Origin of the sequence: Granulicatella elegans (assembly GCF_020735385.1) — a bacterium.
GTDB classification, from domain to species: Bacteria; Bacillota; Bacilli; order Lactobacillales; family Aerococcaceae; genus Granulicatella; species Granulicatella elegans_B.
In genome coordinates, this window is record NZ_CP085953.1 from 1,313,415 (window position 1) to 1,327,091 (window position 13,677).

Below are 13,677 nucleotides of genomic sequence, written 5' to 3' on the forward strand. Positions count from 1 at the left end.
GTGGGGTGTTTTTTTATGAAAAAAGACGACCGAAGTGTCGTCTTAATAGGGTCATGATTGTTTACAGTGAAATAATCTGATCATTCGTATTCATTTTTTTGAAAATTTTATTTTTTAAGAGATACGCTTCTCCGTATAATTCTTCTATTCCATCATGTCCATAAATATAAGTTCCATCTGGGAAAATATAAAATTCTTGATTCATACTATCTTTCGTAGCGATTTCTTTAATGACATGTTTTCCATCTAAATATTCGTGTTTTAAAAAATTATAATGAGGAATGACTTGCTTCGTTGTTAATCCTAAGCCTGGTATAAATCTTTGATAGTTTGAATCGATGCTTTCTCCTTCTAATTCAGGATGAGCGTAAACAGTTTCTGCTGCATTCATTGTTCCAGCACTAATACCAATGATGACACCTTCAAACGACTGAATTTTTTTAGTTAATTGAATTTCTTGGAAAAATTGATTTTGTGTAGGAACATGCCCACCGGATAAAATGACTAAATCGACTTCATTTAAATAGTCTTGAATATCTACATTTTGGCGGTGGTCAAAAATAATAAATGGATCAAAATGTAGTCCAACTTCTTCAAATCCTAATTTTGTATAAGATGAAAAGTCATTTGTTAATTCAAATGCATCTGGATCAGAAGAAATATATAAGGTTTTAATGGTTGATTTACCGAGAACGTTTTTCAAGTTTTCAACGAAACCATTCGCAGTATTAACTTTATAAGATTCAGGAATGCTTGCACTACTTGTTAAAAAATATTTCATAAAATTCATCCTTTCAATGTCTATAGGATAAGCCTAAAAGAGAAAAAAATTTTTGTCAATAATGAAGCTATACTACGATAAAATGAAACTGATAAGAGGAAAGGAATTTTGAATGACAATTAGAGTAGCAACAATAGAAGATGCACCAGTATTAGTAGAAATTTATCGCTATTATGTAGAAAAAACAGTAATTACGTTTGAATATGAGGTTCCAAGTGTTGAAGAATTCGAAAGAAGAATTTAAACGACTCTTGAGAAATATCCATATTATGTAGTCGAAGAAGAGGAAGAAGTGCTTGGTTATGCCTATGCAGGACCTTTTGCAAGTAGAAAAGCATTCTCATGGTCTAGTGAAATTAGGATTTATTTGAAGCAAGGGCAGTTAAAAAAGGGATATGGAAAAAATTATATCAATTGATGGAAGCGAAATTGCAAGAATTGGGGTATCAAAATGTCTATGCTTGCATTGCTACACCTGAAGTGGAAGATGAATATTTAACAAATAATAGTGTTCAATATCATGAATATATGGGATATCGATTAGTTGGGGAGTTTAAACGTTGCGGGTATAAATTTGATCGTTGGTATCATATTGTTTGGATGGAAAAATGGATAGGAGAGCACAAAACTCCAATGGAAGAACCAAAAAGATTTTCAGGTTAAAAATAAAGATTGTGAAAATTCTATCTAACAGTTTATTTGAAGCAGTTTCTTTGATATTGATTTGTGCAGATGATATAATGAGTACTCATTAAGAAATTACTTTGGAGGTAGTTTATGTCAAAAAAAATTCGAGTACTATTGTACTATAAATATGTACCAATTGAAGATGGAGCACAATTTGCTGCAGAACATTTGGAATTTTGTAAATCAATCGGACTAAAGGGACGTATTTTAGTCGCTGATGAAGGAATTAATGGAACTGTTTCAGGAGACTATGAAACAACTCAAAAATATATGGACTATGTTCATTCTTTACCAGGAATGGAAGACTTATGGTTCAAAATTGATGAAGAAGAAGAACAAGCTTTCAAGAAAATGTTTGTTCGATACAAAAAAGAAATTGTTCATTTAGGATTAGAAGATAATGATTTTGATAATGACATTAATCCTTTAGAAACAACTGGAGCTTACTTATCTCCTAAAGAATTCAAAGAAGCTTTATTAGATGAAAATACAGTTGTATTAGATACACGTAATGATTATGAATATGATTTAGGACATTTCCGTGGAGCAATTCGTCCAGATATTCGTAACTTCCGTGAATTACCACAGTGGGTTCGTGATAATAAAGAAAAATTCATGGACAAACGTGTCGTAGTTTATTGTACAGGAGGCGTGCGTTGTGAGAAATTCTCAGGATGGATGGTTCGTGAAGGATATAAAGATGTAGGTCAATTACATGGTGGTATTGCGACTTACGGTAAAGATCCAGAAGTACAAGGCGAATTATGGGATGGAAAAATGTATGTTTTCGATGAGCGTATTGCGGTAGATATCAACCATGTAAATCCTGTTGTAATTGGAAAAGATTGGTTCGATGGTACTCCATGTGAACGTTATGTAAACTGTGCCAATCCAGAATGTAACCGTCAAATTTTAACTTCAGAAGAAAATGAAGCTAAATATATTGGTGGATGTAGTTCTGAATGCCGTGTTCACCCAAGAAACCGTTATGTAGCTGCAAAAGGATTGACTCCTGCAGAAGTAATGGAACGTTTAGCTGTAATTGGAGAAGAATTATCAGTTCAAGCTTAATTGTAATGTAAAACTCTTATTGTAACTGATGTTATAGTAAGAGTTTTTGTTTTTTCTTAAATCGCTTGACAATTTGTATATGGTAGCCAATAATGAATTTATTCTAGTAAATAGGAGGGATTTTATGACAAAATCCACTAGAGGAACAGTTTCGATTATCATTGCAATTGTGTTAATGGGACTTATATTTTATAGTTCGTCAATGCCTTATCATGATCAATCACTTGTTTCAAATATACAACAACTATTGCCATTTCAGCCATTTTCGGATGTACTTTCAAAAATTCATTTTACTTATGCAGATAAAGTCATTAGTATTCCTAGTTTAGGATATGCTCAATTTATTGAATTTTTTATTCGGAAGGGAGCCCATTTCTTAGTGTATTACTTCATTGGGTATCATTGGACGAGAGGATTAAAAGTGCATCTGAAAAATCCAGGATGGAGTTTAATGATTGCGATTTTTATTACCGTATTATATGCTATAACGGATGAGTTTCATCAAGGGATGACACCTGGAAGAATACCGCTAATTCAAGATATGGTATTAGATAGTTTAGGTGGAGTTTTTGGAGCCTTATTGGGATTTTTAAAAAAATAAAAAAATATTTTAAAAAAAATCGAGAAAAAAATATTTTCTCGATTTTTTTTCGTATATATAAGTGACTAGTCAATTTTGTATAAAGGAGGGAGAAACATGGAGGAGCTAACGAATGAAATTTTATTGGCAGCACTTCAATTCCGCATTGATGACATTCATTTATTGCCTTTTGGGGAGGAGTATCGTTTTTATTTACGAGATGGAGAACAGTTATCCTTACTTAAGACAATTGATTCGGATACTGCTAATCGGTGGATTACTTTTGTAAAGTATCGGTCTGGGATGGATGTAGGGGAAAAACGTAGACCTCAAAGTGGTGCAATGAAATATGAATGGAATAATGGAACAAGTATTGAATTAAGGTTATCAGTGATCACAAACTTTAAAATGCAAACTTCCGTTGTGATTCGTTTATTACATTTATCGATGGAGGAGAAAAAATCTGGAGAGATCTCCACCTATTTTCCAAAAGATATTGAGCTTCTTCAGAGAATGTTGCATTACAAGAGTGGGCTAATATTATTTTCAGGACCCGTTAGCTCCGGAAAAACGACAACGATGTATCACTTGTTAAGAAACCGTGTCAATGATACAAATTTGCAAGTAATCACAATGGAAGAACCAGTAGAAATGAGTGAACCGTTGTTTTTGCAAACAGAAATCAATGAAAAAGCAGGAATTACGTATGAATTGCTGATCAAAAGTTCATTAAGGCATCATCCAGATATGATGTTAATCGGAGAAATTCGAGATGAAATGACAGCAAAAATGGTAATTCGGGGTGCATTAACAGGGCATTTAATGTTAGCGACAGTTCATGCAAAAGATTGTAAAGGAGTTATTTCAAGATTAGAGGAATTAGGAGTTACAAAAGACTTATTAAGGCAAACATTAGTTGCAGTAGTAGCACAACGTTTAGTGCCACGATATTGTACTCTTTGTCAGAGTCATTGTTGCTTCCACTGTAATCATATTCCTCTTTCAAAGAAAAAGGCAACGTTATTTGATATTGCTTATGGAACTTCATTGCAACATTTAATTCAAGAAGAAGAGGTGTTGAATCCGTTGGAACATCCATTTAATGGAAAGTTGAGGAAAGCTTATGCACTTGGATATATTTCAAAACAAAGTTTCGAAGCCTACCAAATCTATTAAGAAATGGTCTAATAAAACGCAAGCATTATTTTTAAGTCAAGTTGGTGAGTTATTAGATGAAGGATTTACTTTGCAAGAAACATTGGAATTTGCCAAATTATTGATTCCAAAACAAGAAGCCGTCATTAGTATGATGATGGAACATTTATTGATGGGAGAAAGATTTGATGAAGTCTTACATTTGGTAGGATATTCCGATTCTATTTGTTCTCAAATTTATTTGTCGATGTCGACAGGTTCTTTTGCACTTTCTTGCCGTACCATTGGACAATATTTAACCCAAAAAGATATTCAACTTAAAAAGTTACGGCAAGTGTTAATTTATCCTTGCATTTTAATAGTTTTTCTAGTTTGTATGGTTGCCGCGATTCGCTATTTATTACTTGGTCAACTGCAATCGATGGTCCAAGTGGAAAGTATCAAAGACCATATGATGCTTTATTTGATATGGAATGGCTTTGTTCATTTACCTTGGATTGTATTAGGAGTTAGTCTATTCATGGGAACTGCAGTTGGCATAGTGTATTTATTTTGGAGAAATAAAACGATTTTGAAACGCATACGATTTTTAACTCGTCTTCCAATTGTAGGAGGTTTAGTGTGCCAATATTACACATTTTTATATGCAAGAGAATTTGCTTATTTTTTAGGAAATGGTCAGTCATTATTGCAAATGATTGAACAGATGAAACAAGCAGGTACAAGCCTTTTAACAAAAGCTATTGCTGAGTTTATTGAAGAGGAGATGCAAAAAGGGACTTCGTTTTCAAGTGCGATTCACCAATTGAATTTATTTCAACAACCACTCATTTTATTAATTGTTCAAGGAGAATTAACGCATCAACTAGATATCAAATTACGACAATTTTCCAAAAATTCATTTGAAGATTTTAAAGGAACACTGGAAAAGAAAATTTTGCTTGTTCAGCCAGTTTTATTTATTGGAATTGGGCTCATGATTATGTCAATGTACATTATTTTAATGTTACCAACATTAACAATGATAGGAGGAAATTAAGATGAAAAAATTACTAAAAAAGAAAAAAGGATTTACATTAATTGAGTTACTCATTTGTTTATTTATTATCGGGTTGATGATGCTACTTATTATTCCAAATATTGCAAATCAAAGACAAAAAGCACAGGAGAAATCGGATGCTGCGATTGTGAAAGTTATTGAAAATCAGAAAGAACTATACAAATTAGACAATAAACCAGATAAAGAACCAACTATAGATGATTTACAGACGGGAAAATATATTACTCAAGAACAAGCAGAAGCCTATAAAAAAGCAACGAAAAATTCAGCACAATAGCTATCACTAAGGAGGAACTTCTATGAAATCTCATGCATTTACTCTCGTAGAGCTACTCGTTTCATTCAGCATTCTAATTATATTATTATGGTTAGTTCCTCCGGCTATAGTGGATTTTGGAGAAACGTATCAAGAAAAAGTGTTTATGAAGCAGTTTGAAAATGATTTAAAATTGGTGCAGGCGAGTGCACAGGCAACGGGGAAAAATTCAACAGTAGAAATAAATAATCCTAATAATAATTATTATCACTTGAGCTGTCCAGGAAATGAATCATTAAATGCATATAGAATAATACCCAAAAGTATTTCGACAACCAATATTCCTTTAATTCGATTTAGAGGAGAAACAGGGAATATAACAACATTTAATGAGTTTCCAGAAATAACATTTAATGGGAAAAAATATTCTTATAGGTTTAGATTTCAATTAGGTGGAGGTAGGTATTATGTTGAAGTTTCAAAAAAATAAAGCTTATGCATTTGTAGAAGCTTTAATTGCATTAATGATTGCGACTTTAACCGTATTGTTACTATCTTTCATATTGGGAAATTCTTTAAAAAGAGAGAAAAATGAAACATGTACATTAAACGAATATTCAAATCAGTTAATGAAATTACATGAGAGTAGGCTATCAGTTCCTTATACTAAAAAAAATAAGGGAAAAGTGCTTGATTCTAAAAATAAAGAAGAAAAATCTTCCAAAACTAAAGAACAATTCCATTATAAAAAATCTACTTCAAAAATAGCACCGACTTCTATTTCCATTCATTGTAATAAAGAGGAGGTGATTCAAATTGAAGGGATGGGTTCTACGGAAAAAGTCAGCATTTCTTCTGATTGAGCAGTTAATGGCATTAGCGATATTTGCAGTTAGTTTTCTACTGATAAGTGGAGTTTATCAAGTATTAACGAAAGTGCAAAGCAAATTAGAAGTACCGAATTGTATCGAGTGGCATTTAATGGTGACCCAATTGGATACTCATTTACAAGGATATGCAAGACCTCCTATTGTATTCGAACATAAATTTGAAGATGGACGTCCTATAAAGGAAGAATCTTATTTTATTAGAGCAAAATCAGAAAATAATCAATCAAAAAATACTTTATGGATTAGTAAAGGAGAAGGAAAGAAAAAAGGGTATCATCCTTTATTAATAGGATACGAAGAATTGCATATGCACGGTGAAAAAGATGGAGTACGATTTAAAGCCACCCTTCGAAATAAAGAGATATTTGAACTATACTTTATTCCAGGAAATCGAGTTATTTCACTTGAAAAAGAGGTCATTCAAGAAGAACATAAAAAGGAGAAAACTAATGATGAAAAATCGGCTATCGTACCAAAAGATAAAAGCTAGCTTAGTAGTTCCTTTTTTATCCTTATTGTTTATTACTAGCTTAGTGACAGTAGCGCTTTATCAAATCCGAGTCGCAAATGCCAATCAATTTCGATTACTCCGTGATACGTATCGTCTGAAAATAATGTTAGAATTAACAACTCAAAATTTAGATAGTCATTTAGAAGTAAAAGATAACGAAATGAATTTTCCGAGTAGAATAGACTTTTCGACTGGAAATGTAGAAATTAAATGGGATGAAAAAAATAAGGCTTTTGATTTAACTGCTCATTTAAAAAATGGTTCAACACGCTCTGAAAAAGTTTATCTTGTAGTTAATGAGAAGAAAGTTAACGAAAAAACACAGTGAATGAGTTTGTTTCATATGCAATCTATGGTATACTTTTTATGACAATATGAAAAGTTGGTGATTAAATGGAACAAACAATTGGAGAAATCTTAAAACGTGCTCGTCAACAAAAAGGCTATACTTTAGATGACTTGCAACAAATTACAAAAATTCAAAAAAAATATTTAATTGCAATCGAAGAAAATGACTTTGATTTGATGCCTGGAGACTTTTATACTCGTGCATTTATTAAGCAAGTAGCAGAAACAGTTGGAGTAGATGGTGTTCGATTATTAGAAGAATTTGCATTAGAAACTCCAAAAAATCTTGGAGGAATTTCAGAGGAAGAATCTGTATTAGCAGATAAAAAAATTATCTCAAGTCGTTTATCAAATAATCGTGAAGCGCAAACTTCTGTCACAAAAGTTTGGGGACAATTTAAAAATTATTTACCTACAATTTTATTAGGAATGTTAGCAGTAGCGATTGTATTTGCCATTGCACAATCACTATTAAATAAACGTTCAACACCAAAGCCGGCAACCGTTTCGACAACAGTTACAGTTCAAAATACAACAACAGCTGAGAAAGCAGAAGAAACAACAGTAGCGGAAACAACACAATCAACAACTACTACAAAAGAATCAAAAGAAACAACGATTCGTTATTCTTATGCAAATGGAAATTCATTATATTACACTGCAAAATTAGCAGAATTACCTGCAAACTTAGTAGTAACGAACCGTGCAAAAACACAATTGTGGGCAAGAATTACAGCAAATCAAAAAGTAGTAGCAGATGGAGCTCCAACAACAGGACAACAATTAGTAGGAGTAATTCCTGAAGGAACTAATTCAATTGTTTTAAACTTTGGTTATACACCAGTTGGTACAATCACTTTAGCAGGACAAGAAATTCAAATTCCTGATGGAGTTAGTGCTACAGCTATTTATATTACAGTAGAATAGAGGGAATTGCATGAATATTGCCAATCGATTAACCATTGCTCGTATAGTCATGATTCCTTTGTTCTTGCTAATAATGTGTTTTCCAAAAGATGTTTTAGGAATGGTGAATGTTTTTCATTCAAACTTAAGTATTAGTTGGGTATTGGCAATGATTATTTTTACGATTGCTAGTATTACAGATTTTTTAGATGGATATTTAGCTAGAAAATATCACTTAATTACAAACTTTGGAAAATTTGCCGATCCTTTAGCAGATAAATTATTAGTGATGACGGCTTTTATTACATTAGTAGGAGCTGGAGTCATTCCAATGTGGATTGTAGCAGTGATTGTATGTAGAGAACTGGCTGTAACAGGGCTTCGTTTATTATTAGTTAATGATGGTGAAGTACTTGCAGCAGCATGGCCTGGAAAAGTTAAAACAGCAACACAAATGTTAGCGATTATCTTTTTATTGATTGATGATTTTCCAGTAAAAGGATTGCCATTTTCAATTGGAACGATTTTGCTATATGTGTGTTTAGTTGCAACAGTATATTCAGGAGTAGATTACTTTATAAAAAATAAACATGTTTTTGCAGATTCATTTTCTGTTTAATGGTGGAGGCTGGGGTTTACCCAGCCTTTTGTTTTTTTATAAATGAGGAGTAGTAAAGTATGAAAGCAGAAATTATTACAGTCGGAACAGAATTATTAATGGGACAAGTTATTAATACAAATAGTGCAACTATTGCTAGAGAATTAGCAAAGTTGTCTATTCCAACTTATTACCAACAAACCGTTGGAGATAATCCAGAAAGAATGTTTGAGAGTATTCAACTAGCTAGTAGTCGTAGTGATTTAATTATTTTAAGTGGTGGATTAGGTCCTACGACAGATGATATTACAAAACAAGTTTTAGCTAAATTTGTTCAAAAAGAATTAGTAGAAGATGAAGAAGCGATGGATAAAATTATTCGTTTCCATAAACATTCTCATCGTCCAATGAGCCCTAATAACCGACTCCAAGCATTAGCTTTTGAAGGTGAAATAGTTTTTAAAAATCACAATGGTTTAGCGGTTGGTGGTGCAGTAGAAACAGATTCAACTATTTTTATTGTGTTACCTGGACCTCCAAGTGAATTAAAAATGATGCTTGAAAAAGAGGCGATACCATATTTAAAAGAAAAAGTTTCAAATGAAGGAACTTTTGTATCTAGGTATCTACGTTTCTTTGGAATTGGAGAATCAAGATTAGTAACCGATTTAGAACAATTAATTGCAGAACAAATGAATCCGACGATTGCTCCATACGCAGGAATGTATGAAGTTGTTCTTCGTTTAACCGCAAATGGGGATACAAAAGAAGAGTGTGAACAGTTATTAGATGAATTAGAAGAAAAAATATTATCCGTTGAACGTGAGTATTTTTATGGATATGGAGAGTATGAAACACTATTATCGATTACAAGCGAATTATTAAAAAATAGTGGATTAAGTATTGCTTCTGCAGAGAGTTTAACAGGAGGGCTTTTTGCTTCAACATTAATTTCTGTTGAAGGAAGTTCACAGTATGTATTAGGTTCTTGTGTTGCTTATCAAGAAGCTGTAAAGAAAAATCAATTACAAGTTTCTCAAGAAATATTAGAAACATATGGAATGGTCAGTGTTGAGTGCGCTGAAGCGATGGCAGAAAATGTACGGAAAATATTTGGAAGTGACTTAGGAATTTCTTTCACAGGAATAGCCGGTCCATCTCCAATGGAAGAAAAAGAAGTAGGAACTGTATTTGTTTCATTAGCAGATGGGTTAGAAACCAAAACAATAGAATTACATTTAGCAAGAAATCGTAATGGTAACCGAGAATTTGCAGTTCAATATGGATTAAATGAGTTAAGGAAATATTTATTAAAAAAATAACAGAACAAATGTTCGTTTTTCTTGCTTTCACTATTGAGTATAGTGTATGATAAGGATGAATTAAGAGGACATGGAGGTTTAACATGGCAGATCAAGAAAATCGTCAACGTGCATTAGATGATGCATTGAAAAAAATTGAAAAGAGTTATGGTAAAGGTGCAGTAATGAAATTAGGAGAAAAAGCTGATTCGCAAGTTCAGACAGTTTCTTCAGGTTCATTAGCACTAGATATTGCATTAGGAGCAGGTGGATACCCTAAAGGAAGAATTATTGAAATTTTTGGTCCTGAATCAAGTGGTAAAACAACGGTTGCTTTACATGCGGTAGCAGAAGTACAAAAACGTGGTGGAGTAGCAGCATTTATCGATGCGGAACATGCTTTAGATCCAGAATATGCAAGAGCATTAGGCGTTAATATTGAAGAATTATTATTATCTCAACCAGATACTGGTGAACAAGGACTTGGAATTGCAGATGCATTAGTGGCTTCAGGGGCAGTTGATATTGTAATTGTCGACTCAGTAGCTGCATTAGTACCACGTGCAGAAATTGAAGGAGATATGGGACAATCTCATGTGGGGCTTCAAGCTCGTTTAATGTCTCAAGCGCTTCGTAAATTATCGGGGACAATTAATCGTACGAAAACAATTGCAATCTTTATTAACCAATTACGTGAAAAAGTAGGAATTATGTTTGGTAATCCAGAAACAACTCCTGGTGGACGTGCATTAAAATTCTATGCAAGTATTCGTTTAGATGTTCGTCGTAGTGACCAAATTAAAAATGGAACAGAAATTTTAGGAAATCACACTAAAATTAAAGTCGTGAAAAATAAAGTTGCGCCACCATTTAAAATAGCTGAAGTGGATATCATGTATGGAGAAGGAATTTCTCAAATTGGAGAAATTTTAGATATGGCTTCTGGTTTAGATTTTGTGAAGAAGAGCGGTGCTTGGTATGCCTACAATGATGAAAAAATTGGCCAAGGCCGTGAAAATGCGAAGAAATACTTAATGGAACATCCAGAAATTGTTGAAGTATTAACACAGAAAATTCGTGCTCACTATAATATTGGTGGAGAAGTTCTTTCTCAAGAGGCAGAAGATTTAGGTCAAACAAATTTATTAGATGAAGAATAGCATGATAGAAGAGAATGATTTAGTTTTGATCATTCTCTTTTTTTGAAAAATTCTAATAGAAAAAAACTAAGGATGAATATCGGTAGAAATTCAAACAAATGATGGTGTTTTTTTCATGGAAGGGCTATAATGAACTTGAAGAATATGTTATGATAGCAATGAATATAAAAAATATTAGGGTGAGGTGTATCCGTGTCAATGAATCAAAGAATCTTAATTATTGAAGACGAAAAAAACTTAGCACGATTTGTAGAATTAGAATTACAACATGAAGGATATGAAACAAAAATTTGTTTCGATGGACGTAGTGGCTTACAAGTAGCTACTGAGGAAGAATGGGATGTTATTTTATTAGATTTAATGTTGCCAGAATTAAATGGACTAGAAGTGGTTCGTCGTCTTCGCCAAGTGAAGAAAACACCAATTATCATTATGACTGCTAGAGATTCTGTAATGGACCGTGTAACGGGTTTAGATCAAGGGGCAGATGATTATGTTGTTAAACCGTTTGAAATTGAGGAAATCCTAGCAAGAATTCGTGCATTGTTTAGACGATTAAGTATCGAAGAAGAAGCGCGTGTACAAAAACAGACGATTTTAGAATATCGAGATTTAGTCATTGAAAAAGAAAATCGTACAGTGCGTCGTAATGGAGAATTAATTGATTTAACGAAAAGAGAATATGAATTACTATTAATGTTAATGGAAAATATTAATGTCGTTCTTTCACGAGAAGTTTTATTAAACCAAGTATGGGGATATAAAATGGAAGTAGAAACGAATGTTATTGATGTATATATTCGTTATTTAAGAAATAAAATTGATATTCCAGGACGTGAAAGTTATATTCAAACCGTTCGTGGAACTGGGTATGTAATGCGTCGTTAGTCAAGAAAATGGAGGATATCATGAAAGAAAAACATGAAAAAACTTCCGTTGGGAAAAAATGGTGGTTGATTATTTCGACCACTATTTTTTTACTATTCACATTGGTTACGATTGGATTTTTAATGTTTGAAATTCAATATTATCAAAGTCAAAAAATAGCCTTAACGGAAAAATATAGAGAACAATTAAGCGAAAAATTATCAGAATACGAATCACCACTCACTTCAGCCAATATTATAGCTACATTGAATCAAAATAACAGTTATCAAAAAGATAAAGATGGTATTTACCAAAAGAAATTTTATATTAATGATCAACAATTTAATGTACAAGTATATGGAACAAATCGAAAAGAAATTTTCAGAACTCAATCTTGGAATGATGGAGAATTGATTGGGAATGACTCTAAAACTCAGATTAAGAAATTAAAAAATGGACAAACAATTTTTCAAACTTCTATGCCTATCATTTCTAACAAATCAAGAGTTTTGATAGGGTATTTAGTAATTACAAACCGATTAGATAATTTAAAACAATTAAAAGAGGAATTAAATCGGTTAGCTCTGTCAATTCTTTTTATTTCAGCAATTATTGCTGTCATTTTAGGATACTTATTATCGAATCAAATGACTAAACCGATTAAAAAAATTCAAGAAATCATTTCATCCATTAGTGAAGAAAATATTTCAACGAAGCGAATCAAAGTTTCAGAAAAGAACGATGAATTCGCAATTGTTTCTGAACATTTTAATGAATTATTAGATAAGATTAGTTTTTATATTGAACAACAAAAACATTTTGTAGAAGATGTTTCCCATGAATTAAGAACACCTGTAGCGATTGTAGAAGGGCATTTAAAATTATTAAACCGTTGGGGGAAAGATGATCCAGAAGTGTTAGAAGAATCCCTTCAAGCTTCACTAGTAGAGTTGCAAAGAATGAAAACTTTAGTCCAAGAGATGTTAGATTTATCTCGTGCACCTCAAGTGAAAGAACATTATAAAGATGCTACAACAAATGTTACTGAAGTTACCAAGCAAGTGGTGCATAATTTCAGAGTGTTATATCCTGAATTTACCTTTATATTTGATGATGATTTAAATCGTGATTTATTCATCCCTATTTATTTAAATCATTTAGAACAAGTAGTCATTATTTTAATGGATAATGCCGTGAAATATTCTCTTGATCGAAAAGAAATTATATTAAGTTTATCAAAAGGGGAAGAGCATGTAGAAATTGCTGTTCAAGATTTTGGAATGGGAATGACGGAAGAAGATCGTAAAAAAGTTTTCTCAAGATTTTACCGTGTAGATAAAGCTCGTTCAAGAGAACGAGGCGGTAATGGTTTAGGATTATCCATTGCGAAAGAATTAATTGAAAGTTATGATGGAGAAATTTCAGTGACAACTTTATTAAATCATGGCTCAATTTTTAAAATTACATTACCTTTGACGAAAAAAGATAAAGGAATGAAATAATGGA

At 32.4% G+C, this 13,677-nt stretch carries 18 protein-coding genes; 17 read left to right on the top strand and 1 reads right to left on the bottom strand.

Going from position 1 to position 13,677, the window contains the following annotated elements; all coding sequences use genetic code 11:
• Nucleotides 1–61: 61 nt before the first annotated feature.
• Nucleotides 62–781 (bottom strand): Type 1 glutamine amidotransferase-like domain-containing protein, encoded by a 720-nt coding sequence (locus LK443_RS06545; RefSeq protein ID WP_227931140.1) that lies wholly within the window; start codon nt 779–781, stop codon nt 62–64.
• A 112-nt stretch (nt 782–893) separates the two neighbouring features.
• On the opposite strand from LK443_RS06545, the gene LK443_RS09475 reads away from it, so the two are divergent.
• The 17 genes from LK443_RS09475 to LK443_RS06625 all read left to right on the top strand — a co-directional run bounded on the left by LK443_RS09475 (nt 894) and on the right by LK443_RS06625 (nt 13,673).
• A complete protein-coding gene (locus tag LK443_RS09475) occupies nt 894–1,025 on the top strand; it encodes a hypothetical protein (protein ID WP_322563552.1) in 132 nt (43 codons plus the stop codon).
• Between the two features lie 173 nt (nt 1,026–1,198).
• On the top strand, nt 1,199–1,444 hold the full coding sequence (locus tag LK443_RS09480) for a GNAT family N-acetyltransferase (protein ID WP_322563553.1): 246 nt from the start codon (nt 1,199–1,201) through the stop codon (nt 1,442–1,444).
• Between the two features lie 114 nt (nt 1,445–1,558).
• Nucleotides 1,559–2,539: a rhodanese-related sulfurtransferase gene (locus LK443_RS06555; RefSeq protein WP_227931141.1), complete on the top strand. Its 981-nt coding sequence runs from the start codon at nt 1,559–1,561 to the stop codon at nt 2,537–2,539.
• 124 nt (nt 2,540–2,663) lie between these two features.
• On the top strand, nt 2,664–3,140 hold the full coding sequence (locus tag LK443_RS06560) for a VanZ family protein (RefSeq protein WP_227931142.1): 477 nt from the start codon (nt 2,664–2,666) through the stop codon (nt 3,138–3,140).
• Between the two features lie 96 nt (nt 3,141–3,236).
• On the top strand, nt 3,237–4,295 hold the full coding sequence (gene comGA, locus LK443_RS06565) for a competence type IV pilus ATPase ComGA (protein WP_227931143.1): 1,059 nt from the start codon (nt 3,237–3,239) through the stop codon (nt 4,293–4,295).
• Nucleotides 4,243–5,313, top strand: a complete 1,071-nt coding sequence (gene comGB, locus LK443_RS06570) for a competence type IV pilus assembly protein ComGB (RefSeq protein ID WP_227931144.1) — start codon at nt 4,243–4,245, stop codon at nt 5,311–5,313. The genes comGA and comGB overlap by 53 nt, the downstream gene beginning before the upstream one ends.
• 1 nt (nt 5,314) lies before the next feature.
• Nucleotides 5,315–5,611, top strand: coding sequence for a competence type IV pilus major pilin ComGC (comGC, locus tag LK443_RS06575; protein WP_227931145.1), 297 nt, complete (start codon nt 5,315–5,317; stop codon nt 5,609–5,611).
• Nucleotides 5,612–5,633: 22 nt separating this feature from the next.
• Nucleotides 5,634–6,080: a competence type IV pilus minor pilin ComGD gene (gene comGD, locus LK443_RS06580; RefSeq protein WP_227931146.1), complete on the top strand. Its 447-nt coding sequence runs from the start codon at nt 5,634–5,636 to the stop codon at nt 6,078–6,080.
• Nucleotides 6,058–6,453, top strand: coding sequence for a hypothetical protein (locus LK443_RS06585; RefSeq protein ID WP_227931147.1), 396 nt, complete (start codon nt 6,058–6,060; stop codon nt 6,451–6,453). Before comGD ends, LK443_RS06585 begins: the two co-directional genes overlap by 23 nt.
• 7 nt (nt 6,454–6,460) lie before the next feature.
• Entirely contained in the window at nt 6,461–6,970 is a 510-nt protein-coding gene (locus LK443_RS06590) for a hypothetical protein (RefSeq protein ID WP_227931148.1), read from the top strand.
• The gene (locus tag LK443_RS06595; RefSeq protein ID WP_227931149.1) at nt 6,930–7,319 is read left to right on the top strand and encodes a hypothetical protein; all 390 of its coding nucleotides are present in this window, start codon (nt 6,930–6,932) and stop codon (nt 7,317–7,319) included. Before LK443_RS06590 ends, LK443_RS06595 begins: the two co-directional genes overlap by 41 nt.
• Before the next feature lie 65 nt (nt 7,320–7,384).
• The gene (locus tag LK443_RS06600) at nt 7,385–8,266 is read left to right on the top strand and encodes a helix-turn-helix domain-containing protein (protein WP_227931150.1); all 882 of its coding nucleotides are present in this window, start codon (nt 7,385–7,387) and stop codon (nt 8,264–8,266) included.
• Nucleotides 8,267–8,276: 10 nt separating this feature from the next.
• Complete coding sequence (gene pgsA, locus LK443_RS06605; RefSeq protein WP_227931151.1) at nt 8,277–8,864, top strand: CDP-diacylglycerol--glycerol-3-phosphate 3-phosphatidyltransferase; 588 nt, start codon at nt 8,277–8,279, stop codon at nt 8,862–8,864.
• Between the two features lie 59 nt (nt 8,865–8,923).
• Nucleotides 8,924–10,165 (top strand): competence/damage-inducible protein A, encoded by a 1,242-nt coding sequence (locus LK443_RS06610; RefSeq protein ID WP_227931152.1) that lies wholly within the window; start codon nt 8,924–8,926, stop codon nt 10,163–10,165.
• A gap of 83 nt (nt 10,166–10,248) precedes the next feature.
• A complete protein-coding gene (gene recA / locus LK443_RS06615) occupies nt 10,249–11,304 on the top strand; it encodes a recombinase RecA (RefSeq protein ID WP_227931153.1) in 1,056 nt (351 codons plus the stop codon).
• A 198-nt stretch (nt 11,305–11,502) separates the two neighbouring features.
• On the top strand, nt 11,503–12,192 hold the full coding sequence (locus tag LK443_RS06620; protein WP_227931154.1) for a response regulator transcription factor: 690 nt from the start codon (nt 11,503–11,505) through the stop codon (nt 12,190–12,192).
• Nucleotides 12,193–12,212: 20 nt separating this feature from the next.
• Complete coding sequence (locus LK443_RS06625) at nt 12,213–13,673, top strand: ATP-binding protein (RefSeq protein WP_227931155.1); 1,461 nt, start codon at nt 12,213–12,215, stop codon at nt 13,671–13,673.
• Nucleotides 13,674–13,677: the final 4 nt, after the last annotated feature.

Excerpts from the sequence above, each read along its gene's own strand:
- LK443_RS06545 (WP_227931140.1), bottom strand. The coding sequence starts at position 781 with ATGAAATATTTTTTAACAAGTAGTGCAAGCATTCCTGAATCTTATAAA.
- LK443_RS09475 (WP_322563552.1), top strand. The coding sequence starts at position 894 with ATGACAATTAGAGTAGCAACAATAGAAGATGCACCAGTATTAGTAGAA.
- LK443_RS09480 (WP_322563553.1), top strand. The coding sequence starts at position 1,199 with ATGGAAGCGAAATTGCAAGAATTGGGGTATCAAAATGTCTATGCTTGC.
- LK443_RS06555 (WP_227931141.1), top strand. The coding sequence starts at position 1,559 with ATGTCAAAAAAAATTCGAGTACTATTGTACTATAAATATGTACCAATT.
- LK443_RS06560 (WP_227931142.1), top strand. The coding sequence starts at position 2,664 with ATGACAAAATCCACTAGAGGAACAGTTTCGATTATCATTGCAATTGTG.
- comGA (WP_227931143.1), top strand. The coding sequence starts at position 3,237 with ATGGAGGAGCTAACGAATGAAATTTTATTGGCAGCACTTCAATTCCGC.
- comGB (WP_227931144.1), top strand. The coding sequence starts at position 4,243 with ATGCACTTGGATATATTTCAAAACAAAGTTTCGAAGCCTACCAAATCT.
- comGC (WP_227931145.1), top strand. The coding sequence starts at position 5,315 with ATGAAAAAATTACTAAAAAAGAAAAAAGGATTTACATTAATTGAGTTA.
- comGD (WP_227931146.1), top strand. The coding sequence starts at position 5,634 with ATGAAATCTCATGCATTTACTCTCGTAGAGCTACTCGTTTCATTCAGC.
- LK443_RS06585 (WP_227931147.1), top strand. The coding sequence starts at position 6,058 with ATGTTGAAGTTTCAAAAAAATAAAGCTTATGCATTTGTAGAAGCTTTA.
- LK443_RS06590 (WP_227931148.1), top strand. The coding sequence starts at position 6,461 with ATGGCATTAGCGATATTTGCAGTTAGTTTTCTACTGATAAGTGGAGTT.
- LK443_RS06595 (WP_227931149.1), top strand. The coding sequence starts at position 6,930 with ATGATGAAAAATCGGCTATCGTACCAAAAGATAAAAGCTAGCTTAGTA.
- LK443_RS06600 (WP_227931150.1), top strand. The coding sequence starts at position 7,385 with ATGGAACAAACAATTGGAGAAATCTTAAAACGTGCTCGTCAACAAAAA.
- pgsA (WP_227931151.1), top strand. The coding sequence starts at position 8,277 with ATGAATATTGCCAATCGATTAACCATTGCTCGTATAGTCATGATTCCT.
- LK443_RS06610 (WP_227931152.1), top strand. The coding sequence starts at position 8,924 with ATGAAAGCAGAAATTATTACAGTCGGAACAGAATTATTAATGGGACAA.
- recA (WP_227931153.1), top strand. The coding sequence starts at position 10,249 with ATGGCAGATCAAGAAAATCGTCAACGTGCATTAGATGATGCATTGAAA.
- LK443_RS06620 (WP_227931154.1), top strand. The coding sequence starts at position 11,503 with ATGAATCAAAGAATCTTAATTATTGAAGACGAAAAAAACTTAGCACGA.
- LK443_RS06625 (WP_227931155.1), top strand. The coding sequence starts at position 12,213 with ATGAAAGAAAAACATGAAAAAACTTCCGTTGGGAAAAAATGGTGGTTG.